The sequence below is a fragment of the Streptomyces sp. NPDC126510 genome, assembly GCF_040302345.1.
Classification (GTDB): Bacteria; Actinomycetota; Actinomycetes; order Streptomycetales; family Streptomycetaceae; genus Streptomyces.
In genome coordinates this window covers 36588-59008 of record NZ_JBEORR010000021.1, presented here as the reverse complement: position 1 = coordinate 59008, position 22421 = coordinate 36588, and the positions used below count along the sequence as shown (strand labels likewise).

Annotated in this window: 20 protein-coding genes; 16 read left to right on the top strand and 4 right to left on the bottom strand. The window is 73.1% G+C overall.

Features of this window, described 5'->3' with window-relative positions:
• Positions 1 to 36: 36 nt before the first annotated feature.
• Positions 37 to 1455, bottom strand: a complete 1419-nt coding sequence (locus tag ABTX60_RS27275; protein ID WP_352099657.1) for a helix-turn-helix domain-containing protein — start codon at positions 1453 to 1455, stop codon at positions 37 to 39.
• Between the two features lie 251 nt (positions 1456 to 1706).
• Here ABTX60_RS27275 and ABTX60_RS27270 point away from each other — a divergent pair, with 251 nt between their 5' ends.
• The 7 genes from ABTX60_RS27270 to ABTX60_RS27240 are packed head-to-tail and all read left to right on the top strand — an operon-like array spanning position 1707 to position 10107.
• The gene (locus tag ABTX60_RS27270) at positions 1707 to 2813 is read left to right on the top strand and encodes a radical SAM protein (protein ID WP_352099656.1); all 1107 of its coding nucleotides are present in this window, start codon (positions 1707 to 1709) and stop codon (positions 2811 to 2813) included.
• Entirely contained in the window at positions 2804 to 5050 is a 2247-nt protein-coding gene (locus ABTX60_RS27265) for an AMP-binding protein (RefSeq protein ID WP_352099655.1), read from the top strand. The genes ABTX60_RS27270 and ABTX60_RS27265 overlap by 10 nt, the downstream gene beginning before the upstream one ends.
• On the top strand, positions 5047 to 5871 hold the full coding sequence (locus tag ABTX60_RS27260; RefSeq protein WP_352099654.1) for an SDR family NAD(P)-dependent oxidoreductase: 825 nt from the start codon (positions 5047 to 5049) through the stop codon (positions 5869 to 5871). Before ABTX60_RS27265 ends, ABTX60_RS27260 begins: the two co-directional genes overlap by 4 nt.
• Complete coding sequence (locus ABTX60_RS27255) at positions 5868 to 6860, top strand: ROK family protein (RefSeq protein WP_352099653.1); 993 nt, start codon at positions 5868 to 5870, stop codon at positions 6858 to 6860. Before ABTX60_RS27260 ends, ABTX60_RS27255 begins: the two co-directional genes overlap by 4 nt.
• Positions 6861 to 6875: 15 nt before the next feature.
• Positions 6876 to 8084, top strand: coding sequence for a DegT/DnrJ/EryC1/StrS family aminotransferase (locus ABTX60_RS27250; protein WP_352099652.1), 1209 nt, complete (start codon positions 6876 to 6878; stop codon positions 8082 to 8084).
• Entirely contained in the window at positions 8081 to 9247 is a 1167-nt protein-coding gene (locus ABTX60_RS27245) for a Gfo/Idh/MocA family protein (protein ID WP_352099651.1), read from the top strand. Before ABTX60_RS27250 ends, ABTX60_RS27245 begins: the two co-directional genes overlap by 4 nt.
• Positions 9241 to 10107, top strand: a complete 867-nt coding sequence (locus tag ABTX60_RS27240; protein ID WP_352099650.1) for a glycosyltransferase family 2 protein — start codon at positions 9241 to 9243, stop codon at positions 10105 to 10107. The genes ABTX60_RS27245 and ABTX60_RS27240 overlap by 7 nt, the downstream gene beginning before the upstream one ends.
• Here the strand turns inward: ABTX60_RS27240 and ABTX60_RS27235 are convergent.
• From ABTX60_RS27235 to ABTX60_RS27225, 3 genes are all read right to left on the bottom strand, one after another.
• Entirely contained in the window at positions 10083 to 10778 is a 696-nt protein-coding gene (locus ABTX60_RS27235) for a PIG-L deacetylase family protein (protein ID WP_352099649.1), read from the bottom strand. The genes ABTX60_RS27240 and ABTX60_RS27235 overlap by 25 nt on opposite strands.
• On the bottom strand, positions 10775 to 11179 hold the full coding sequence (locus ABTX60_RS27230) for a type II 3-dehydroquinate dehydratase (protein WP_502992409.1): 405 nt from the start codon (positions 11177 to 11179) through the stop codon (positions 10775 to 10777). The genes ABTX60_RS27235 and ABTX60_RS27230 overlap by 4 nt, the downstream gene beginning before the upstream one ends.
• Before the next feature lie 88 nt (positions 11180 to 11267).
• On the bottom strand, positions 11268 to 11990 hold the full coding sequence (locus tag ABTX60_RS27225; RefSeq protein WP_352099647.1) for an HAD family hydrolase: 723 nt from the start codon (positions 11988 to 11990) through the stop codon (positions 11268 to 11270).
• A 169-nt stretch (positions 11991 to 12159) separates the two neighbouring features.
• Here ABTX60_RS27225 and ABTX60_RS27220 point away from each other — a divergent pair, with 169 nt between their 5' ends.
• The 9 genes from ABTX60_RS27220 (at position 12160) to ABTX60_RS27180 (ending at position 22373) form a co-directional block, all read left to right on the top strand.
• Positions 12160 to 13680 (top strand): alkaline phosphatase family protein, encoded by a 1521-nt coding sequence (locus ABTX60_RS27220; RefSeq protein ID WP_352099646.1) that lies wholly within the window; start codon positions 12160 to 12162, stop codon positions 13678 to 13680.
• 12 nt (positions 13681 to 13692) lie between these two features.
• The gene (locus ABTX60_RS27215) at positions 13693 to 14016 is read left to right on the top strand and encodes an acyl carrier protein (protein ID WP_352099645.1); all 324 of its coding nucleotides are present in this window, start codon (positions 13693 to 13695) and stop codon (positions 14014 to 14016) included.
• Complete coding sequence (locus ABTX60_RS27210) at positions 14016 to 15362, top strand: alkaline phosphatase family protein (RefSeq protein ID WP_352099644.1); 1347 nt, start codon at positions 14016 to 14018, stop codon at positions 15360 to 15362. The genes ABTX60_RS27215 and ABTX60_RS27210 overlap by 1 nt, the downstream gene beginning before the upstream one ends.
• A complete protein-coding gene (locus tag ABTX60_RS27205) occupies positions 15359 to 16120 on the top strand; it encodes a hypothetical protein (RefSeq protein ID WP_352099643.1) in 762 nt (253 codons plus the stop codon). Before ABTX60_RS27210 ends, ABTX60_RS27205 begins: the two co-directional genes overlap by 4 nt.
• Complete coding sequence (gene cysD, locus ABTX60_RS27200; protein WP_352099642.1) at positions 16101 to 16907, top strand: sulfate adenylyltransferase subunit CysD; 807 nt, start codon at positions 16101 to 16103, stop codon at positions 16905 to 16907. The genes ABTX60_RS27205 and cysD overlap by 20 nt, the downstream gene beginning before the upstream one ends.
• Before the next feature lie 93 nt (positions 16908 to 17000).
• Positions 17001 to 18278 carry a GTP-binding protein gene (locus ABTX60_RS27195; RefSeq protein WP_352099641.1) on the top strand — a complete coding sequence of 426 codons (1278 nt, stop codon included), beginning with the start codon at positions 17001 to 17003 and terminating at the stop codon, positions 18276 to 18278.
• Entirely contained in the window at positions 18275 to 19663 is a 1389-nt protein-coding gene (locus tag ABTX60_RS27190) for an alkaline phosphatase family protein (protein WP_352099640.1), read from the top strand. The genes ABTX60_RS27195 and ABTX60_RS27190 overlap by 4 nt, the downstream gene beginning before the upstream one ends.
• Positions 19660 to 21546: a B12-binding domain-containing radical SAM protein gene (locus tag ABTX60_RS27185; RefSeq protein ID WP_352099639.1), complete on the top strand. Its 1887-nt coding sequence runs from the start codon at positions 19660 to 19662 to the stop codon at positions 21544 to 21546. Before ABTX60_RS27190 ends, ABTX60_RS27185 begins: the two co-directional genes overlap by 4 nt.
• Positions 21540 to 22373, top strand: a complete 834-nt coding sequence (locus tag ABTX60_RS27180; protein ID WP_352099638.1) for a DUF4346 domain-containing protein — start codon at positions 21540 to 21542, stop codon at positions 22371 to 22373. Before ABTX60_RS27185 ends, ABTX60_RS27180 begins: the two co-directional genes overlap by 7 nt.
• Positions 22374 to 22421: the final 48 nt, after the last annotated feature.

Genomic DNA, 22421 nt, shown 5'->3' with positions numbered 1-22421 from the left:
CCGGGCGAGGCCTGCTCCTCGCCCGGCGAAGGCGGCTCACTTGGAACGGAGTTCGTCCATCTGGCGCCACATCTGCACGGCGAGCTGGTACGCCCCGTTCTCCTCGCAGATCGCGGCCGCGCCCCGCAGCGCCTCCACCGCCTCGTCCGTCCGGCCCAGGGCGCGCAGCTCCTCGGCCTTGGCGAGGCAGACCCGGGCCAACTGCAGCCCGGAGAGCGGCGAATCCTCGGCCGTCAGACCGACGTAGAGCTCGAGAGCGCGCTCGTGCCGGCCGAGCGCGCTGTCGTGGCGCGCCCGCAGCGCGGTGAGCGCGGCGGTTTCGGCAGGGACGTTCATCAGGGCCGTGGTGTGCTCGGCGCCGAGCAGCCACTCGTGCGCGTCGTCCAGGTGCCCGGTGCTCAGCAGAATGCTCGTGGTGGACCGGCAGAACCGCAGCCAGTCCCGCAGCGGCATGGTGGACGGCGGCAGGTTCTCGCGCGCCTTGACCACGTACGTGTGCGCGTCCTCGGCGCGGCCGAGTTGGTCGTACGCCATCGCGGCCACCCACTGGGAACGGCCGAGGATGCCGGGGGCGTCCACGGCGTCGGCCAGCTCCAGCATCTCGGTGACCAGGGCCGGTACCGGGTCCGTGTCGCTCAGCTCGCACAGCACGGAGACGAGCGTGCCGAGCAGGCGCACATGCTCCGATGTGCCGTGCAGTCCGGCGGGCCTGAGCAGGGCGAGGGCGCGCTCCAGGGGAGTTCTGGCGCGTGCGAGATGGCCCGTGTCGCGCAGGGCGCTGCCCAGTTCGGTGAGCACGGCGACCTGCACGGCCTGCGAGGACTGCTCGGCGGACGTGGTCATCAGCTCCTCCAGGAGCGCGAGCCGCTGCTCGTGGTCGCCCTGGGTCTGGAGCAGCCGCTGCAGTTGGAAGCCGACCTCGACGCTCTTCGTCCGGTCACCCTCGACGAGTGCGTGGTCGTAGAGGCGGCGCAGCAGTTCGATCGCGCGCGCGTAGTCGTTGCTCTGCAGGGCGTTGACCGCGAGGATCTGCAGCGGCTGGGACGGCTCGCGGAAGGTCTCGGGAACCGGTGCCTGCGTGGGCGTGGGCCGGGCCACCGACTGCGGGACGGCCGTCGTCCCGCCGGTGGGGGCGTCCGCTGCCCGCGGCTCGGACCTGGCGTTCCGTACGGCACCACCGGGAGCGGCACTCGCGGTACCCGCGGCGGCCGGGGAGCCGGCGGCTTCCGTGCCGAGCGTTCCGGCCATGCCCTGTCCGACCAGCTCGTCGACCGGCATCATCAGGCGCTCGGCGAGGTGGATGATGACGTCCAGGGTGGGTGCGCGCTTGCCCGACTCGAGCAGCGAGATGTAGCTGGAGGTCACGACGTCTCCGGCCAACTGCTGCTGCGAGAAGCCCAGTTCTCGTCTCCGCGTCCGGATGCGCTCGCCGAAGTCCGGGTGTTGATTCCTCACTGTCCGCTCCTCGTTCACCTGATGTGCGCAGGCTGTCGGCCGGGCCGCTGCTCAGGGGCCCGGGAGGTTCCGGCGCAGCCGGTTCCGCTTCCCTCGGAGGATAACTGTAGTTGCTGCTACAAGCTCCCTTCCCCCATGTGTTGGTCAATATTCCGTGGTCACCGAGTGGGGATTCCCGGTAGATATTGACTTTAGTCAATGACAACTGTCAAAGTCGGGTGCTGCGTCAGACTCGACCGAAGGGGCGGGACATGATTGGCGGGCTCATCGGCAACGACCTCGTGGTCAACGAGGACTCGTGCAACCTGAGCTGCACGTACTGCCTCACCGGTCAGAGCAATCTGAAGGAGGCACACTCCGAGCAGTTGATCTTCCGGCCACCGACCCGGGACCGGTACGAACCGGACAGCCTGCTCGGCAAGCAACTACCGGTCATCGACCGGCGCATCGACGCCACCTTCCAGGTGCCGCTGCTCAAGGTCACCGGCGGCGAGATCTTCCTGGTGGCCGGCGTCATGGACTTCCTGCGCGAGCAGGCCGCCGAGCACGAGGTGCTCGTCATCCAGACCAACGGCGTCCTGGTGCGCGACGCACACCTCGAAGAGCTCGCCCGGTGGGGCAACGTCGTGCTGCAGGTGTCGCTCGACAGCCACCTGCACCACGGCAACTCCCACCGCGTCGCCTCCGAGAAGCTGCACACCAAGGTCGTCCAGCGGGTCGAGGCCATCCTCGACAGCGGACTCGACGTGGAGATCTACGGGGTGCTCAACGACCGGAGCGTCGGCGAGCTCGCCGAGTTCGCGGCCTGGCTCGCGGACCGTCCGGTGCCCCCGGTCTTCTTCCCCTTCCCGGTGCGCGGACCGGACTCCGAGCGGTTCGCCGTGCGGCCCGAACAGGTGCACCACATCGAGGAGTTCGCGGACCGCTACGAGGAGTTCGCCTCCGTACTGCCGCCGCGGGCCTATCTCGACCGCCTGGTGAGCTTCTACCGCGAGGGCGGGCGCACCTTCCGCTGCCACCTGCCGCGGATGGTGATCTCCACCTTCAGCGACGGTGCCGTCACCCCGTGCCCCAACATTTGGTTCTCCAACATGGGCAATCTCCTCGAGGACGACTGGCAGGACACCCTGAGCCAGGTCGGCGAGAGCGGGCTCTACCAGGCGCTGCTCGCGGACCGGCCGAGGCTGGACGCCTGCAAGGGCTGCTTCACGCCCTGGGACACCCTCAGCATGTACTTCGACGACGAGATCACCCTCGACGAGCTGTGCGCCGCCCCTACCTACTCGCCGCCCGCGATACGCGAGTTGATAGCCGAGAGCAAACGGCGCTACCTGGCGACCGAGGCCGGGTGGCGGTGACCGGCGAGGTCGTGGCCCTGGTGGGGGAGGGCGGTACGGCCTGGGCCGACGCCTACCGGGGAGTCCTGGAGACTGGCGGAGTACCCCTGCTCGTCGACCCCGCAGCACCCGCCGCCGAGCACGCCCGCTGGCTCGACCGCGCGGGCGGCGGACGCTTCCTGGACACCCGTGACGGGGTGCTCTCCGCGGCGCCGGCGGCGAGCGGTGGCCCGCCGTCCGCGTACCGCCCGGGCACCGTGCTGCTGCCCAGCTCGGGCACCACCGGCACGCCCAAACTCGTGGTGCGCAGCGTCGATTCGCTGCGTGCCGAGGGGCGCCGGCACGCCATCTGGGCCGGGCTTACCGACGCCGACCGGGTGCTGCTGCCGCTGCCGCCCTGGCACGCCTACGCACTGGGCTGGCTGCACGCAGCGCTCGAGGCCGGTGCCGCGCTGCGGATCCACCCGCCGACCGCCCTTGGCGCCGTGGTGCGCGACATCGAGGAGGGTGCGACGGTCCTGCCCGTGGTGCCCGCCGTCGCCCGGCTGCTCAGTGCCCGCGTCCGCCGGGCTCCGCGCACCGGGTCCGCGCTGCGGCTCGCGATGGTGGGCGCGGGCGCCGTGGACGAGGCGCTCGACGAGGCATTCCGGGCCGCCTTCGGTATCGGGCTCGCCCGTGACTACGGCTCCTCGGAGACCGGTTCGCTGTTCAGCGCCGAAGCCGGGGCGCCGCCCGGACGGGTCGGCCATCCGCTCGACGGAGTCGACTTCCGCATCGTCGGCGACGACGGCGCCACCGCTGCGCACGACGACGAACCCGGCGAACTCCACGTCCACATCGCCGACGCCCCGGATCCCGGCTGGCGGTCCACCGGGGACGTCGCGGGCTACCACCCGGAGCTCGGACTGCGCATCCTGGGCCGCCAGGGCCGTGCCGTCCGCCGGGGCGACCGGTGGGTCGCCCCCGAAGAGGTCGAGTCCGTACTGCGGTCCCACGAGGACGTCCTGGAGTCCCGGGTGACCGGGGTGCCCGGGCACACCGCAGGCGGTCCGGTCACGCGGCTGCACGCCGAGGTGGTGAGCCTGCGCGGCACCGGCGCCGACGTCGCGGACCTGCACCGCCACGCGCGGGACCGGCTCGCCCCGTACAAGGTGCCGGACCGGATCAGGCCGGTCGGTGAACTGCCCCGCGGCCGGTCCGGGAAGCTGCTCCCCGCGCGCCGCCTGATGCCGGGCGACGAGGCGGACCTGATCGCCTGCGCCCAGGGACACAAACGCAGCGAACTCCTCTTCGCCCTGCTGCGGTTGGGCGTCCTCGACCTCCTGAGGCACGGCCCGGCCGACTCCGCGCACATCGCGGCGGAACTGGGCCTCGACGCCGAGGTCTGCGAGCAACTGCTCCAGGTCGCCGAGAGCGCCGGCCTGCTGCGGGCGGCACCGTCGGAGCCCCAGGATCCGCCGAAGGCCCAGGATCCGTCGGAGATCCAGGAGGTGGTGCGGGGCGCGGCTCCCGCCGACGGCCTGGACGGGGCGTTGGCCATCCTCGCCCTGGAGGAGCGGCTCTCGCGTTCCTGGGTGACCCGGGAGCAGCTGACCGGAATCGCCCGCAGCGGGTCCGCCGCGCGGGACTTCGACGCCGAGGGCCCCGACGACGCGCTGCGCGAGGTCTACCAGCGGGCCATGCACACCCCGGCCGCGTACAGCCGCAGCAGGATCGGCATCCGGCTGTCCGGGACGCGGGCCGGGCGGCTCCTGGAGATCACCTGCGGTCCCGGACGGTACGCGTACACGCACGGCCCGGCCGGCGAGAACCGGCTGCTGCGGGTCGGCACGCTCGCCGAACAGGCCACGCACGGGGCCGACTCGGGGCCGCGAACCGGCGAGGGCGAAGGCGGGCAGCGGGAGGTGCCGCCGCCGGACGACGGGGAACTCTTCGACCTGGTGGTCGTCTGCAACGCCGTGCACCTGCCGGGCCCCGGCAGCGACCTGCGCGCCCTCGCCGCGCGACTGGCTCCCGGCGGGCGGCTGCTCGTCGACGACGTGTTCCTGGACGCCCCGGGCAGCCTGCCGCAGGAGATCCGGCTCGACTGGCTCACCCATGGCGGCTCCTCCTGGCCCACCGAGGCCACCCTGACGACGGGCCTGGCCGCGGCCGGGTTCGCGGTGCACCGCACGGTCCATGTCGGGAGACCGGCCGTGACCCTCGTCGTCGCCGGGCTCGCCGGCCACCCGAATCCGCCCTTCGAGGGAACCGTATGACCGACCGTCACCCACAGCCGAGCCGCCCGGCCGCCCGGGCCGGAACGATCACGGCGGACCGTCCGACTCCGGACGACCGGCCCTCCCTCGACGGCCGCCTCGCGCTGGTCACCGGTGCCACTGGGCAACTCGGCGCAGCCGTCTGCCGGTTGCTCGCCGCACGCGGTGCCGCCGTGGTCGGGGTGCACCGCACACCCTCGGACCGTGCCGCGCAGTTCGCGGCCGAGACCGGGATCCGCCTGCTGCGGGCCGACCTGGCGGACCCGGACGAGGCCGCCGCGCTCCTCGGACGCGTCAGGGAGGTGGGCCCCGCGCCGGACATCCTGGTCTGCGCGCACGGCGCCACCGCACGCCGCCCGGTCCTCGGCGGGGCGATCGACAGCGCCGCCGAACAGCGCCTGTGGCAGCTGAACACCGGCTCCGCACAGCAGGTGGCCGCCGCCGCCGCGAAGCGGATGATGCGCGCGAAGTTCGGCAGGATCATCCTCTTCGGTTCGCGCGGCGGCGCCGTCGGCATGCCCGGACAGGCCGGGTACGCGGCGACCAAGGCCGCCCTGTCTGGCTGGGCGGCGTCGGCCGCCTGGGAACTCGGGCCGTTCGGGGTGACGGTGAACGTCGTCGCTCCCGGAGCAGTGCGGGCCGGCCCCGGCGCCGACAGTACGTACTCCGCCGATGAGGACGACCGGGCCGCGGCCCGTACCGCCGTGCGCAGGCTCGCCGAGCCCGCCGAGGTCGCCGAAGCCGTCGGCTTCCTCGCCGGGCCGGGGGCCTCGTACGTCACCGGACAGACCCTCTTCGTGGACGGCGGAGCACGGTGGTGACGCACGCCCCGACCGCTGCGGGCACCCCGACCGCCCGGGACGGCCCGTGCGACGGCCGCGGCACCGCGCCCGGCCGGTCCGCCGTGCTCGCCGTCGACATCGGCGGTACGAAGGCGGAGGTGCGAGCCCGGGACGGCACGGCGGACAGCGGTGTCGTCCGTATCGCCTGGGAGACCGGGCGCGCTCCCGACTTCGACGACGACATCGAGCGGCTCGACGCGGCCGCACGACGGGCGCTGCACGCGATCGGCGCCACCCGTCCCCGTACCGCCGTGCTCGCCCTGCCCGCCACGCTCGGCGCCGACGGCCGGATCAGCCGCTGGCCGGGCCGACCGGCCTGGCGGGGACGGCGACCGGTCGCCGAACTCGCCGCGCGCTGGGGCCGCGTGCCGGCCGTGCACGACGACGCGCTGCTCGCCGGGTACGCCGAGGCCCACGCCCGGCGCGGCCACACCGGCGGCCTGCTCTACCTCGGACTCGGCACCGGCGTCGGCGGAGCCTGGCTGCCGCCCCGGCGCGCGGACGGGCCCCCGCCGAGCCTCGACGAGCTGCGCCCCTGCGAGGCGGGCCACCTCGTGGTGCGCCCGGACGACGGCCGGCGCTGCGCCTGCGGCCGGCACGGCTGCCTCCAGGCGTACGCCGCCGGACCGGCCCTGTCCCGCGCCGCCGCGGACCGGGGCGAGGCCGCCGCACTCGCCGAGGCCGCGGACGCCTGTGCCCTGGCCGTCGCCGCCGTCGGCGAACTGCTGCCCTTCGCCACGGTCGTGCTCGGCGGCGGACTCGGCGTCGCCCGTACCGGACAGACCCTGGCCGCCGCGCTGCGCGCCCGGCTGCCCCACCGCATCCGCCGCGGCAGCACGCTGCCCGAGGTGGCACCGGCCGTGCACGGCCCCGCCGCGTCCCTCCAGGGCGCCCTGCTCGTAGGGAACGCGTCCGCCGACCGCGCCGGCACCGAACGACACTCCGCCCGTACGCCCGTACGTTCGTAGAAGGAGACCCGGCACATGACGATCAGCGAAGAGTTCGCGCCCGCCCCCGCCCTCGCCCTGGCTCCGGACGAGCTGCCCGCCTGGCCGCAGTACGACGACGGCGAGCGCACCGCGCTGCTTCGCGCCCTCGAACAGGGGCAGTGGTGGCGTGCGGGCGGCAGCGAAGTCACCTCTTTCGAGCGGGAGTTCGCCGCCTACAACGGCGCGCCCTACGCGCTCGCCGTGAACAGCGGCACCGACGCCATCGAACTCGCCCTGAGGGTGCACGGAATCGGCCCCGGCGACGAGGTGGTCGTCCCCGCGTTCACCTTCATCAGCACCTCCCTCGCCGTGCAGAACACCGGCGCCGTCCCCGTACCGGCCGATGTGGACCCCGGCCACCAGTGCCTGACCGCCGAGACGGTCCGGGCGGTCGCGACCGCGCGCACCCGGGCGATCCTGCCCGTGCACATGGCCGGACACCTGGCGGATCTGGCCGCACTCCACCGGGTCGCCGACGCATTCGGTGCCGTGGTCGTACAGGACGCGGCGCACGCCCAAGGAGCCGCGAGGGACGGGGTACTGGTCGGCGCCGACCCGTCGATCGCCTGCTACAGCTTCCAGAACGGCAAGCTCATGACCGCAGGCGAGGGCGGGGCGCTCACCTTCCCGGACCGGGAGTCCTTCGACCGCGCCTACCTGCTGCACGCCGTCGGCAGGCCGCCGCAGGACACCACTTACCAGCACGTCACCGGCGGCATGAACGCGCGGATGAACGAGTTCTCCGGAGCCGTCCTGCGCACCCAGCTGACCCGCCTCGCCGCACAGACCCGGACCCGCGAGGCCCGTGCCGCGCAGCTCGACGAACTCCTCGCCCCGGTCGAGGGGCTGCGCGTCCAGACGAGCGACCCGCAGATCACCGTCAACGCGCACTACATGTACCTGCTCACGCTCGACGGCGACCGCTTCGGCCCGGGCGCCCGCGACCGGCTTGTCGAGCTGCTCAAGGAGCGCAACGTGCCCGCCTGCGTCAACTTCCCGCCGGTCTACCGCACCGACGGCTTCTGGGCCGGCCCCACCGAGGACGTCACCGTCGACGCACTCGCCGCCCGCTGCCCGGAGGCGGAACTGATCGGCGCCCGCGGCCTGTGGCTGCACCACAAGATCATGCTCGCCGACCCCGACACCGTCCGCAGGGTCGCCGAGGTGATCGCGTCCGCCGTCGACGAGGTCGGCCGGCCGTGACCGGGCGCCCGTTCAGGACCGCTCTGGTCGGCTTCGGGTGGATCAACGCCCAGGTCTGGCTGCCGCGGCTGCGCGCGCACCGGCACTTCGAGGTGGTCGGGGTGTACGATCCGGTGCTCGCCACCCGAGGACGTGCCGCGGTCGGTGACCACGGCCTGGCGCCGGGGTCGGTCGCGGACCGGCTCGAGGACCTGCTGGCGCACGACCTGGACCTGGTGGTGGTGGGCACGCCCAACCACCTGCACGAGCAGACCGCCGGCACCTTTCTGGACGCGGGGGTCGCGGCCCTGATCGAGAAGCCGCTGTGCCTGTCCACGGACGAGCTGGGACGGCTGAACGCCCGCTCGTGGGCCACCGGCACCCCCTTCCAGATCAGCCGTCCCTCGGCCCGCCGCCTCGACGTGGACCGGCTCCGCTCGCTCGTACGCCAGTGGTGCGTGGGGCCCGTGCAGGTGCACGCCGAATGGCTGCGGACCTCGGGTGTGCCCCGGCCCGGTTCCTGGTTCACCCGGCGAGACCAGGCCGGCGGGGGAGCGCTAATCGATCTCGGCTGGCATCTGGCCGAGGTCACCCACGGCCTGCTGCCGGATCCCCGGCGCACCTCGCTCACTGCCGAACTGGCCTTCCCGACAGCGGACTCGGCGCAGAGCGGCGCACGTTGGCGCGGCGACGGACCTGCCACGGACGCGCTCGACGGACCGGACGCGTCCCCGGACGGCGCGGTCTTCGACGTGGAGCCCGACGGCCGTCTCCTGGCGCACTACCGTGACGGCTCCTCCCTGACGCTGCGCGCGGCATGGGCGGCCGACGTGGACGTCGACACCACGCGCGTCGCGGTACGCGGCACCGGCGCCGACGGCGAGGAGTGCCACCTGGAGCTGGTGACCACGTTCGGCTTCAGCCCGAACCGTGTCACCCACCCCGTCCTGCGGGTGCGGCGCGGCGATCGCAGCAGACAGTGGCCCGTTGAGACGGTGCCGGGCAAGGAGTACGACGCCCAGCTCGACTCCACCCTCTCCATGCTCCGGCGCAATCTGCCCTGGCGTGCCGAACTCCAGTCGTCCGCCGCGGTGTTGGCCCTCCTGGAGGACGCCTACCGGGTCGCCGGCCGGCCCCTCGTGCCCGAGGTGCCGGCCCGGGCGGCAGGAGCCGTCCCATGCTGACCGCACCCCTGCTGAGCGTGGTGATCCCCACCCGGGACAAGGCGGCCTCGCTCCGCGCGACCCTCACGGCCCTGGCCGCTCAGGGCCGGCCGGACGGATACGAGGTCGTGGTCGTGGACGACGGCTGCACCGACGGAACCCGGGAGCTGCTGCACCGCCTGGCGGTGGACGGCCGGGTGCCGGCGCCCCAAGTGGTGGACGGCCCCCGACTCGGGCGGGCCGCCGCCCGCAACACCGGCGCCCGGGTCGCCCGTGGCGCGAGCCTGCTCTTCCTCGACGACGACATCCTCACCGCCCCGGGCCACCTGAGGGCACATCAAGAAGCCTCGGGGAAAAGGGCGTTGGTGCACGGACTGCTGCGTGAATTCCCCGGGGCGCGCCGCTGGCTCGACCGGTACGCGGACGCCGGAGAGGCCGAACTGGCGGCAGCGGCCGCCCGGGTCGTCGCCGGCTCCGAGGGGCGGCTCGTGCGCAACACGCTGGAATCGCTGATCTGCGCCATGGACGAGGGGCGGGTGCCGCCCGTCGCGCCCTGGGCGGCCTGCGTGGGCGCCAACACCTCGCTGCCCCGGCGGCTCTTCGAGGAGGCCGGCGGCTTCGACGAGGGTTTCGGACTCGGCTGGGGCTGCGAGGACCTGGAGCTGGGGGTGCGGCTGTACGAGGCCGGGGCGCGGGCGGTCGTTCCCGCCCCGGCGGCCGGGGTGCACCTCACGCACGCTCGGCCGGACCGCTGGGAGCAGCACGACGCGAACCTGAAGCGCTTCGGCGCGCTGCACGATCTGCGCGCGGTACGGGAGTTGCCGAGGCTTCTCGGCGAGGGCGGCGGGATCGCGGCCTATGTCACGGCCTGCACCCAGTAGGTCCACACACAGCGGCGAGGCGCGCCCGTACGCCGGGCAAGGGCGCGGGCGAAGGGCGGTGCGTCCCCGAACATGCCGCGCACCTGCGACTCGTACACGAGGGAGCCGCGGAGCCAGTCGGTGAAGTCGGCCGGCTCGGCGTGCTCCCGGTACCCGCCGGCTGGTGGCGGCGGTGCGTACGGGAACTCCCGGTAGTAGCGCACCCGGGGCCGGACCGCGCCCGGCCCCGGTGCCAGGGCGAGTTCGGCGGCCTCGCGTACCAGGAGGTGGTCCGCGTGTGTGCGGACGGCGAGTGGCAGGAGCAGCTCGTCCTGGTACGCGATCAGCGGCCGCAGCAACTCGGCGAGCCTCGTGGTGAGTTCGGCGTCGGCGGGGTGCGGGGCGCGGCGCAGGGCGAGCGGGCCGGCGTAGAGGGCCCGCCCCGCGCCGTCGTACCGCAGCGTCGCCTCCGGCAGACCGAGGCCGAGGACGCGCAGCGGCCAGCGCGCCAGGGCGGCGGCGTCCTCGGCCCGGCGCACGGCGGGCCCGGACCCGGGCCGGTGCACGTCGGGTCCGTCCCCGTCGAAGACGGTCACCACCGTCAGGTCGCCCTCCCGGCACCACTGCCGGAGCATCCCGCCGCAGGACCAGACCGCGTCGTCCGGATGCGGCGCGAGGACCAGGCGTCTCACGCTGCGCCGGGGCCGGTGCCGCACGCGGCGTCGAGGGTGAGGCGGTGCACGAGCGCCAGCGCCGCGAGCCGGTAGCCGTACGCCCCGAGGCCGCACAACACCCCCGAGGCGAGCGGGGAGATCACCGAGTTGTGCCGGAAGGGCTCTCGGGCGAACACGTTGCTGAGGTGCACCTCCATCCAAGGGCCGGGGAAGGTCTCCAGGGCGTCCCGCAGGCTCCACCCGGCGATCATCAGAGCGCCCGGATTGACGATCGCGCCCACGCAGTCCTGCGCCTCGTGAACCGCCCGGACGAGCGCCGCCTCGCTCTCGTCCTGCAGGCAGCGCACGGTGTAGCCGGCCTCGGCCGCCGCCTTCGCCACGTCTTCCTCGATCTCGGCGAGCGTGGTGGTGCCGTACATCTCGGGCCTGCGGGTGCCCAGTTGCCCCAGGTTGGGGCCGTTGAGCAGCAGGATCTCACCGGGTCCCGCCAGGCGGCCCGGGCGTCGGTCAGCCAACGGGGACCTCCCGGCGGTCGGCCTCGGGCAGCGGCACCGCGAAGAGCCCGGGCAGGTCGAGCGGAGCTCCGGCGTAGGCGTCCGGGGCCTCAGCGAGCAGCGTCCGGCGGGAGCTCTGGCCCCAGCCCGCCGCGATCGTCGGGACGCCGGCGGCTCGCCCGCACCGCAGGTCGAGGACGCTGTCACCGACGAAGACGGCGGAGGCGGCGGCCGGACCCGGCAGCAGGGACAGGGCGGTGTGCAGGATCTCGGCGTCCGGCTTGGGCACCGACACCTGGTCGCTGCCGACCACGACGTCGAGCAGCTCGAAGAGACCGCCGGAGCGCAGTGCCTCGACGGCCCGCTGGTGGGACTTGCCGGTGGCGACGCCGACCGGGACGCCCGCGCCGCGCAGTGCGCGCAGCACCTCGGTGACGCCGGGGTAGGGGTGGACCAGATCGAGGCGCGCGGAGCTCGCGGCGGCGTACACCGGCGCGTACTCGGCGGGCAGCGAGAACTTCTCCAGGATCACGTGGAGCGGGGCGCCCATGTGGGTCAGGAAGGTCTCGAAGGGAGCCGCCCGGGGCCGGCCCGCCGCTGCCCAGACTGCGGCGAACGCGTGCCGCATGTTCTCGGTGGTGTCGAGGAGCACCCCGTCCAGGTCAAAAACGACGGCGCTCGGTGGCGTGTCCGGCAGGCGATGCGCCATGTCCGGCGGGGAGTTCGGCGGTGTCATGAGTGCTCCGTTCACCGACAGGGTTCCGATCACCGGCGGCTCGGCGACGGCGATCTAACTATAGTTGTCGAATGCTGACTCATATTGACTCTAGTTAAGTCGCCTGTCTAGTCTCGGCCCGAGAGCAGCCGCCCGCGCAGCGAGGCGGTCTCCGACCGGAGGAGGCATCGTGACCGCACGCCCCAAGGCACTGATCCTGGGGATCGACGGCGGAAGCCTGGCGATGATGGAGCCCTTCATCGCCCGTGGCCTGCTGCCCCACCTGGCCGCACTGCTCGAGCAGAGCACGTATGGCCCCACCACCACGACCTGGCCCGCTCACACGGCGCCGGGCTGGAGCACCTTCGTCACCGCCCGGCGCCCCGGCGGGCACGGCGTCTACCAGTTCTTCGGCACTCAGGAGGCCGACTACGGCGACCGCCTGACCGGTACCGGGGACTTCGGCTGCAGCACGATCTGGGAGTGGCTGGCCGCGCAGGGCTGGAGCGCCGGGATCATCAACGTGCCGATGTCCCATCCGCCGCGCGAGCTGCCCGGCTACCAGGTGACCTGGCCGCTGGAGCGAACCCTGCGGTTCAGCGATCCGCCCACCCTGCTCGGCGAACTGTCCCGGGCGGGCGCGCCGTTCACGCCCGACATCATGGCGATGTTCCAGGGCGACCACGGCTACCTGGACAAGGCCCTTGCCAACGTCGCGGCCCGGGGCCGCTCCGTCGCCCACCTGATGGAGCACCACGAGACCGACGTCGTAATGGCGGTGATCACCGAGATCGACCGCGTCTGCCACCACTACTGGCACTTCGCCGACGCCTGCCACCCCGGCCACACCGTCCCCGAACAGGCCGAGTGGGGACGGGCGGTGGAGCTGATCCACCAAGCAGTCGACGCCGTGATCGGCGACATCCTCGCCACCGTCGACGACGACACCCCGGTCATGCTCGTCTCCGACCACGGCCTTGGCCAGGGCCGCCTCAACCTCGGCGTCAACGCGCTCCTGGAAGAGGCCGGCCTGCTCGTCACCCGCCCCGGCGCGGGCGGCCGCGCGGGCTGGTTCGAGGGCGAGGGCCGCGGCGTCGACTTCACGAGCACCCGCGCCTACATGCCCACCCCCGGCTGCTACGGCGTCAACGTCAACCTCGCCGGACGCCAGCACCAGGGCATCGTACGGAGAGACGAAGTGGCCGCCCTGAGCGCCGAGTTGAGCGACCTGTTCCTGTCCCTGAAGGCGCCCGACACCGGGCGTCCGGTGTTCGCCGCCGCCCTGCCGCGCGACGAGGCCTACCCGGGGGCGATGTCCCACATGGCCCCCGACCTGCTGCTCGTGCCCGCCGACGAAGGGGTGCTCGCCGACCCGGGCGTGGCCGGCGGGATCTGGCGCCCAAGCGAACAGACCGGGATGCACCGGTACGCGGGCCTGTGGGCCTACCGCTCGCCCCGCGTCCCGGCCGGCCGCCGCACGGAACCCGTCGCACTCTGCGACCTCGCCCCCACGCTCCTGTACGACCTCGGGCTGCGCCAGCCGGCCGCCGTGCACGGCCGGCCGGTGCCCGACGTACTCGACGCGGGCGCCGGACCGCTGCCCTTCCTGCCCGACCCGGGCGCGCCCGCACCGCACCCCAAGGACACCGCACGCAGCCTGCGTGAGGACGACCTGACGGCCCGGACGCTCAGCGCCATGGGCTATCTCTGAGAGGAATCCGACATGACCGCGACAGCCGAGACCAAGGACCGACTGCGCAAGGTGGTCGTCGAGGCGCTGCGCCTGGACCGCGACCCCGCCTCCGTGCCGGACGAGGGCCTGCGCGAGACACTCGACATCGACTCGGTGGCCGGTCTGGAACTGCTCATCTGGGTCGAGAACGAGTTCGGCATCCAGATCGACGACGAGGACCTCAGCGTGCTCCTGGTCGACTCGCTGAACGTCCTCGGCGACTACGTCGAGGAGCGCCTGGCCCGCACCGGCACCGGAGCGACCACCGACACCGCGGCGCACACCGACGCCGTACCGATCGCCGGGACCCTCTGATGAACCGCCGGCGCGCGGTCGTCCTCGTCACCGAGGGGGCGGCACCCGAACTCCTGGACCGCTGGGGGCCCGACGGCCTGCCCGCGTTCGGCAGGCTGCGGTCCGAGGGCGCCTGGGGCACAATGCGCTCGGAGCTCGTGCCCTACGAACCCCCGGGCCTGATCAGCGCGTTCACCGGACACAGCCCTGCCGAGCACGGCGTCTTCTCGTACTGGGACGCGCACAGCCCCGACTACGAACCGGCCGTGCTCGACAGTTCCGCACCGCGCCGCCCGCTGCTGTGGCAGCGCCCGGAGCTCGCCGACCTGACGACCGCGGTCGTCAACGTCTTCGGTACCCACCCCGTGGAGCCGCTCAACGGCAGCTGCATCGCGTACCCGATGCGCCGCACCCTGCACGCCTGCCACCCCCGGGACCTCCCCGTGCGCCTCGGCAGGGCGGGCATCCACCCCGCCCACGACGTGAACATATGGTTCACCGGCCAGGACCGGGCGGAGTTCACCCGCAAGGTGCTCGGCGCCGACCGGGCGCGCGCCGACGCCGCGCTGCACCTGTTCGACGGCGGCCAGGGCGAGCCGCCCGAGCTGCTCGTGCTCAACCTCACCGCCATCGACCGGCTCTCGCACGTCTACTGGCAGGAACTGGAGCCGGGCAGCCCGGTGGCCGCCGACGACCAGGCCGTACGGAAGGCGTACCAGCAGGTCGACGAGGTGCTCGGAGAATTCCTCGACCGGACCGACGCGACCACCGAGCTCCTGGCGTTCTCCGAGATCGGCTTCGGCCCGCTGCGCGCGTACGTCTCCGTCAACGACGTACTGGAGGTGGCCGGACTGCTCACCAAGGGCGCCGACGGCCGACCCGACTGGGCCGCCACCGAGGCGTTCGAGGCGGTCCAGGGCACTCAGGGCGTCAACCTCAACACCGCCGGGCGCTACAAGCACGGCACGGTACAGCCGCACCGCCGCGCGGAGACGGAGCGGCGGGTGCGCACGGCGCTGCTCGCGCACCGCAACCCGTACACCGGACTGCCCCTGTTCGCCGATGTGCTGCGGGCCGAGGACGTGCACAGCGGCCCGGCCGCGGACCGGGCGCCCGACCTCATCCTCGTGCCGCACGACTGGCGCTATCTGCCGCTCGGCGACACCCACTGGTCCGCGCAGGTGCACCGCACCCTGCAGAGCGGCTGGCACCGCCGTGAGTCGTACTGGGGTGGAATCGGCAGGTCCTTCGGCACCGGCACGGGCGCTACCGGGCAGCCGCTCGACGTGGCACCGACAGTCCTGCGGATGCTCGGCCGCGCACCGCTTGCGGACCTGACCGGCAGCCCGCTCGGGGCCGGCGGATGAGCACGGCCACGGGGGAGTCCGCCACCGAGTTGGTGCCGCTCGCGGTCACGCTCGACACCGAGGGCGGGGCCTGCGTCGCCGGGGTCACCGCCCAGGGACGGTGGCTGCGGCCCGAACCGGTCAACGCGGCAGAGGTCACCGGCGCCGACCCCGTCTATACGATGCACCGTCCCGTACGGCTCGACCTGGGCCCGGCCACCGGCGGTGACGCCCGGCCCGAGGACCGCGCGGTACGGGGCACACCCCGGCGGGCCGGACCCCTCGCCGGGCCCGACGAACGGGCTGCGCTGCTCGCCGCCGTGGCCGACCCGGACGTGGCGACGGCCTTCGCGTACGGGCGGAGCGCCGGCCTCGTGGCGGTCCGGCCGCTGCGCTACCGCCGTCAACGGTCCACCGGCGGGCGGACGTTCCTGCGCCTGGAGTTCACCGACCGTACGGGCGAACGCTTCGACTGGATCGTCCGCGACGTCCGGCTGCTCCTCAACAACGACCTCCGGCTCCCGACGAACGGGGACGGGGACGCAGACGGCAGGGACACCGGCACCCTTCTCGCGGGCCCCGGCGCCCCCGAGCTGTTCGCGGCCGTCGGCCTCACGCACCCCAACCACCGGTTCCCCGGCCGGTTCCGCGGCTGCCACCCGCTGGTGGTGGGCCTGCACCCCGCCGACGGAAGCCCGATCACTCCCGTCCGACCGGACGGCCCGCCGCCGTACGACACCTCACTGGAAGGAACCGCCGGTGCACCAGGCATTGCGTGAACTCGAGAACGAGACCGTGCACATCCTGCGCGAGGTGCACCAGCGCTTCGAACGCCCCGCCCTGCTCTGGTCGATGGGCAAGGACTCCACCAGTTTGCTCTGGGCGATCCGCAAGGCGTTCTTCGGCGAGGTGCCCTTCCCGGTGCTGCACATCGACACCTCGTACAAGTTCCCCGAGATGTACGAGTTCCGCGACCGGATGACCAAGAAGTGGGGACTCGACCTGCGCATCCACCGCAACGAGGCCGCGCTCGCCGCGGGCATGGGTCCGACGCGGGGCAGCAAGCTGGACTGCTGCACCGCGCTCAAGACCGACGCCCTCAAGCAGGCCATCGCCGCGGGCGGTTACGACGCCGTCATCGCCGGCATCCGCGGCGACGAGCACGGCGTACGGGCCAAGGAGCGGATCTTCAGCCCGCGCGACGCGTCGTTCTCCTGGGACTACCAGGACCAGCCGCCCGAGTTCTGGGACCTGCACGAGACGGCCGTGGCCGACGACGGCCACATCCGGGTCCACCCGATGCTGCGCTGGCGCGAGATCGACATCTGGGAGTACGTCCAGACCGAGAACATCCCCGTCCCCGAGCTCTACTTCGCTCAGGACGAGAAGCGCTACCGGTCGATCGGCTGTGCCTGCTGCTGCACCCCGGTGAGCAGCACCGCGGGCACCGTGGTCGACGTCGTCCTCGAGGTCCGGCACGCCCGCGACGGCGAACGGGCCGGGCGTGCGCAGGACAAGGAGGACGCCGCCGCCATGCAGAAGCTGCGGGCCCTCGGCTACATGTGACCCTCCGCCGGACACGCCCTGAGCCGAGCCCGGGTCCGACCCCGAGGCGTCCTTCTCGCCGCACCCGTCCGTACCGACCGGAATCGAGCCCTCATGACAACCCTGCCCACCCCACGCACCCTCGAGCCGCCCACCGGACCCGGCACGGACCCCGCCGACACCCTGCACGTGGCCTTCGTCGGCGAGGTCGACCACGGCAAGTCCACCCTCCTCGGCAGGGTGCTGCACGACACCGAGGCGATCTCGGCCGACCGGCTCGGCACCCGCATCGAGGACGGCGGCCTGGCGTTCCTGCTCGACGGTCTGAGCGAGGAGCGCACCAACCTGTTCACCCTCGACACCGCCCAGGCCGTCCTGGAGACCGAGGTCCGCCGCTACGTCCTCATCGACGTGCCCGGACACCTCGCGCTGCTCAAGAACATGGCCACCGGCGCCTCCCGCGCCGAACTCGGCGTCGTCGTGGTCGACTGCCTCGCCCGCACCACCGACCAGACTCGACGCCACCTGCGCGTCCTCGAACTGCTCGGTGTCACCACCGTGGTGTGCGCGGTCACCAAGATGGACCTGGTCGGCTACGCGGAGGGCGAGTTCCGCCGCGTCTCGGACGAGATGGCCGCACTCGCCGACGCCTGCGGTCTGCGCCTGGCCGCCACCGTCCCGGTCAGCGCCGTCGCCGGGCACAACATCACCGCCCCCGCCCCCGACGAACTCCCCTGGTACACCGGCCGAGCGCTGCTCGACACCCTGCACGGCCTCGGCCAGGAGCGGGCCCGCTCCGCGCTGCTGCGGTTCGCCGTGCAGACCGTCGTCGGCGCGCCCGGGCGGCGTCGTATCGCGGGCCGGGTCGAGAGCGGCACCCTGCGTCCCGGGCAGGTGCTCGCCGACGCCGCCGGCGCGCGCTGCGTCGTCCGCTCCATCGAGCGGTTCGGCGAGAGCGCCCTGGAGCAGGCCCAGGCGGGCGACAGCGTGGGCCTGCTCTTCGACGGCACCGAACCCGCCCCGGGAACCGTGCTCGCGCCACCGGACCAGCCGTTGACCTGCGGACGCAGCTGGCACATCCGCATCCTGTCCACCAGCGACACCACCCCTATCGCCGAGGGCGACCGCTGCGTCGTCCGGTACGCGGCGGCCTCCGCGCCCGCCCGGGTCGAGCGGATCGAGAGCCGCTGGGACAGCTCCACCCTCGCCCCCGTCACCGAGGAAGGCCCGGTTCGCTTCACCGAGTTCGCCGACCTGCGGCTGCGCCTCGATGCCGCCGCCCCCGCCGACCGGGTACGCGACTGCGTCCAGCTCGGCCGCTTCATGCTTTGCGACGAGGACGGCCGGGCCCTGGCCCTGGGCGTCGTGGACCGGGTGGAGGACGCGATATGAGCACCGACCGCCACCCGCGCTCCCTGGTGATCGGCCTGGACGGCGTGCCGTACTGGCTGCTGCAGAAGCTCGCCGACGACGGCGTGATGCCCCACATGCGGGCCCTGCTGCCCCAGGGCACCCTGCGTCCGCTGCGGGCCCCTGTCCCCGAGATCAGCTCCACCTCCTGGGCGAGCTTCCTGACCGGCGCGGACCCGGGACAGCACGGCATCTACGGGTTCATCGACACCGAACCGGGCGGCTACGGCACGTACTTCCCCAACGTCAACGACCTGGTGGCCACCCCGGTGTGGCAGGCCACCGCCGCCGCGGGCGTCCCGGCCCTGGTGCTCAACGTGCCCGGCACCTACCCCGCCCCGCCCGTGCACGGTGCCCTGGTCTCCGGCTTCGTGGCCCCCGACTTCGACCGCGCCGTCTCACCGCCGAGGCTGCGCGACACCCTGCGCGAAGTCGGCTACCACCTCGACGTCGAGGTCGGTGACGCGGCGAACGACCCGGACGGATTCCTCGACCGGGCGCTCGAAGCGCTCCGCACCAGGCGCACGGCATACCTGCGGCTCCTGGCGGAGGAGCCCTGGACGCTCGCGCTCTGCGTGTTCACCGAGACCGACCGGGTCCACCACTTCCTCTGGCGGCATGTGACCGACTCCGAGGCCCCGCTGCACGGGCGGATCATGGACTTCTACCGCGAGGTCGACGAGGCCGTCGCCGCGCTCGTGCCCCGCGCCGGTGACGACGGTGCGCTCACCCTTGTCAGCGACCACGGATTCGGTCCCGCGGACACGCAGTTCTACCTCAACGCCTGGCTCCGGCAGGCCGGTTACCTGGCACTGCCCGCCGACGCCGAGTCCCTGACCGGGATCGACTCGCGTACCACCGCGTTCGCGCTCGACCCGGGCCGCATCCACCTCAACCACCGGGGCCGGTTCCCCCGGGGCCGCGACCTCGCCGCCGGCACCGCCGAGGAGATCGGCCGCAGGCTCCTCGCCCTGCGCCGGGCAGACGACGGCACGGTCACCGAGGGCGGCCCCGGCCGGCCGCTGGTCGCCGACGTGCTGTACGGCGCGGAGCTGTACGCGGGACCGGTCGCCGACCGGGCCCCCGACCTGGTGGCGATGCCCGCGCCCGGCGTACAGATCCGCGGCGCCTGGTCCACCGACGCATTGGTGCTCCCAGGGCCCTTCACCGGCACCCACACGCGGGACGACGCCACCTTCTGGAGCCGAGGGGACCGGGGCACGGGCGGTGTCGACATGCGGGACGTGATGCCGACCGTGCTCGCCGGCCTGGGCATCGCGGCCCCGCCCTCGATGGAGGGCCGGGACCTGCGCGGTGTGGACACGTCGGCGCCCGTGGGCGCCGGCACCGAGAGGAGCACAGGATGACCACGGACGCCGCGGCCTCACCCGCCACCGCGCCACCCGGACCGGCAGCCACCGCGCCACCCGTCTCGCTGCCGCTCGAACCCGTGCGCCGGGCCAAACCCGGGGACTTCACCATCGCGCTCGACGAGCGGATCACCGACCCGGCTGCCTTCCGGGTCAGCTTTGTGATCCTCCTCGACGGCGACCTCGTGATGTCGCCCGAGCACCTGGGCGTCGCCTACATGGCCGCCGTCCTGCGCCAGGTCGGCTTCACCTGCGAGATCCGCGAGGTCGAGCACGGCAGTCACCACGAGGCCGTACGGGAGATCCTCGCGTTCGGCCCGGACCTCGTCTGCTTCACCCTCATGAGCTTGAACGTGCCCAGCTGCCTGGAGTTCTCCGAGGCACTGCGCCGCCAGCTACCGGAGGTCGTCATCGCCTGCGGCGGCCCGGCCGGCACGTTCACCGGCAAGGACGTCCTGCGGGGCAATCCGTACGCCGACCTGGTCGCCGTCGGCGAGGGCGAACCGCTCATCCTGGACCTGGTGCAGCGCCTCGCCCTCGGCGAGAGCCTCGACGACTGCCCCGGCATCGCCTACCGCACGCCCGACGGGGAACTGCGCCAGAACCCGCCGCGCCCCCTCGTGCACGACCTCGACGTCCTGCCGTACCCTGCCCGCGACCAACTCAAGGCGCACGGCAACAAACTGGAGTACGTCCGCGTCAGCACCAGCCGCGGCTGCGTGGCCCGCTGCACCTTCTGCTCCGCGCCCAACCTGGGCAACCGGGTCCAGGCCGGCAAGGCGTGGCGCGGACGCAGCGCGGAATCGGTGGTCGACGAGGTCGAACACCTTGTCAGGGAACACCACTTCCGTACCCTCGACTTCGTCGACTCCACCTTCGAGGACCCGGACGGCGGCCGGGTCGGCAAGAAGCGGGTCCGGGCCATCGCCCAGGGATTCCTCGACCGCGGCCTGGACATCTACTACAACGTCTGCATGCGGGCGGAGAACTGGGACGACACCCCCGAGGACCACGACCTGCTCGACCTGATGGTGCGCAGCGGCCTGGAGAAGGTCAATGTGGGCATCGAGTCCGGTGTCCCCGAGGAACTGCTCCTGTGGGACAAGCGGGCCACCGTCGAGAACAACGTCACCGTCATCCGGATGCTGCGCGAGCACGGCATCTACCTCGCCATGGGTTTCATCCCCTTCCATCCGTACGCCACGGTGGAATCCCTCGTGGAGAACGCCAAGTTCCTGCGCGCGCACGCCGGTCACAACCTGCGGCGGCTCACCGAACGGCTCGAGGTCTACCCGGGCACCACCATCGAGACCAAGATGGCGGCCGACGGACTGCTCGGCGACAACTACCGCAAGTCGCTCGACCCGTACGACTACCGCTTCAAGGACGAGCGGGTGCAGAAGCTCGCGGTGCACTACGCCTCGCTGTACAACAACGACGACTACCACCAGCGCGGCGTGCTCACCGACCAGTCGGCGGTCTTCGAGTTCGAGACCTTCAACGTGGTGGTGCAGACCTTCGTCTCCCGGCTCTACCGGCGATTCCACCACGTACCGGAGGCGATGGCCGAACTCGACGGCTTCAAGGACTTCCTGCACACCCTGCGACAGGAGATGGGACGCGCCAACTACGCGTTCTTCATGAACAACCTGGAGGGCGTCCTGTCCGGCCGGCTCGACGCGGCCACCCAGCGGCGCCAAGTCGCCGAGGTCGAGGACCGGTTCCGCCGGGCCATCGACGAGATCCGCAGCCGCCAGCTCCGCACCGGGATGCGCTTCCACCGCCTCGGCCTCGACGTCGCCGAGATCAGCTCCACCCTGCCGTTGCCGCAGCCGGGCGGTGCCCCGCGCAGCTACAACGGCGGTGCGCCCACATGGTGAACCGGACCGCCGCGCCGGCCGAGGCCGCGCCCGACCCCGAGCCCGACGCTGCCGTTCCGGCCCCCGATCTCGCCGTGTGCACGCTGGGCGACCGGCGCCTCGCGAGCCGGATCGCCGGGCACCCGAGGGTGGCCGCGGCCGGCCCGCTCGCCACGGCCAACGTCGGCATCGAGGAACTGGTGCGGGCCGTGGTGGCCCGCGACGGGGTGCACCGGCTGGTCGTCGCCGGACCGGACTCCATGCTGTTCCGGCCGGGCCAGAGCCTGTTCGCCCTCGCCGCGCACGGCCTGGACGCGCATGGGCGCATCGTCGGCGCGCTCGGCCACGAGCCGTACCTGCGGACCCTGCGGCCCGCCGTGGTCGCGGAGTTCCGCCGCCGGGTATCCCTGGTCGACGTGCGCGGCTGCACCGACGAGACGCGGCTGCGGGCCGTACTCGACGCCCAGCCCGCCACGGAAGCGCCGGCCGGGCAGGAACCCGTGGCCCTGGCGGCGGAGCTGGCCGGCAGTGGGCCGCGCGTGGTGCGCCTGGCCGCGGGCGGGCGCCGCCGGCTTCTGAGCACGTCCGGCACCGGCTACTTCGTGGTCACCCTGGACACTGCCCGGCGTCGCATCGTGCTTCGGTACTACGGAGCGGACTTCACTCAGTGCCGCGAACTGACCGGCCACAGCGCGGAGGCCCTGCTGCTCGGTGCGATCGGACACGAGCTCCTCGGGCCCGGCGAGCTCAGCCACGCCGGCTATCTCGGCGCCGAACTGACCAAGGCGGAGACGGCGTTGCGTCTCGGACTGCCGTACGTGCAGGACCGGCCGTTGACCGCGCGGTGAGCGCGGCCACGTAGCGGTGAGCCTGGCCACGTACCCGCCCGGCCCATT

Bases quoted from the DNA above. Each gene is read 5' to 3' on its own strand.
- ABTX60_RS27270 (WP_352099656.1), top strand. From the start codon at position 1,707: ATGATTGGCGGGCTCATCGGCAACGACCTCGTGGTCAACGAGGACTCG.
- ABTX60_RS27260 (WP_352099654.1), top strand. From the start codon at position 5,047: ATGACCGACCGTCACCCACAGCCGAGCCGCCCGGCCGCCCGGGCCGGA.
- ABTX60_RS27250 (WP_352099652.1), top strand. From the start codon at position 6,876: ATGACGATCAGCGAAGAGTTCGCGCCCGCCCCCGCCCTCGCCCTGGCT.
- ABTX60_RS27240 (WP_352099650.1), top strand. From the start codon at position 9,241: ATGCTGACCGCACCCCTGCTGAGCGTGGTGATCCCCACCCGGGACAAG.
- ABTX60_RS27230 (WP_502992409.1), bottom strand. From the start codon at position 11,179: ATGTACGGCACCACCACGCTCGCCGAGATCGAGGAAGACGTGGCGAAG.
- ABTX60_RS27225 (WP_352099647.1), bottom strand. From the start codon at position 11,990: ATGACACCGCCGAACTCCCCGCCGGACATGGCGCATCGCCTGCCGGAC.
- ABTX60_RS27215 (WP_352099645.1), top strand. From the start codon at position 13,693: ATGACCGCGACAGCCGAGACCAAGGACCGACTGCGCAAGGTGGTCGTC.
- ABTX60_RS27210 (WP_352099644.1), top strand. From the start codon at position 14,016: ATGAACCGCCGGCGCGCGGTCGTCCTCGTCACCGAGGGGGCGGCACCC.
- ABTX60_RS27205 (WP_352099643.1), top strand. From the start codon at position 15,359: ATGAGCACGGCCACGGGGGAGTCCGCCACCGAGTTGGTGCCGCTCGCG.
- ABTX60_RS27195 (WP_352099641.1), top strand. From the start codon at position 17,001: ATGACAACCCTGCCCACCCCACGCACCCTCGAGCCGCCCACCGGACCC.
- ABTX60_RS27190 (WP_352099640.1), top strand. From the start codon at position 18,275: ATGAGCACCGACCGCCACCCGCGCTCCCTGGTGATCGGCCTGGACGGC.
- ABTX60_RS27185 (WP_352099639.1), top strand. From the start codon at position 19,660: ATGACCACGGACGCCGCGGCCTCACCCGCCACCGCGCCACCCGGACCG.
- ABTX60_RS27180 (WP_352099638.1), top strand. From the start codon at position 21,540: ATGGTGAACCGGACCGCCGCGCCGGCCGAGGCCGCGCCCGACCCCGAG.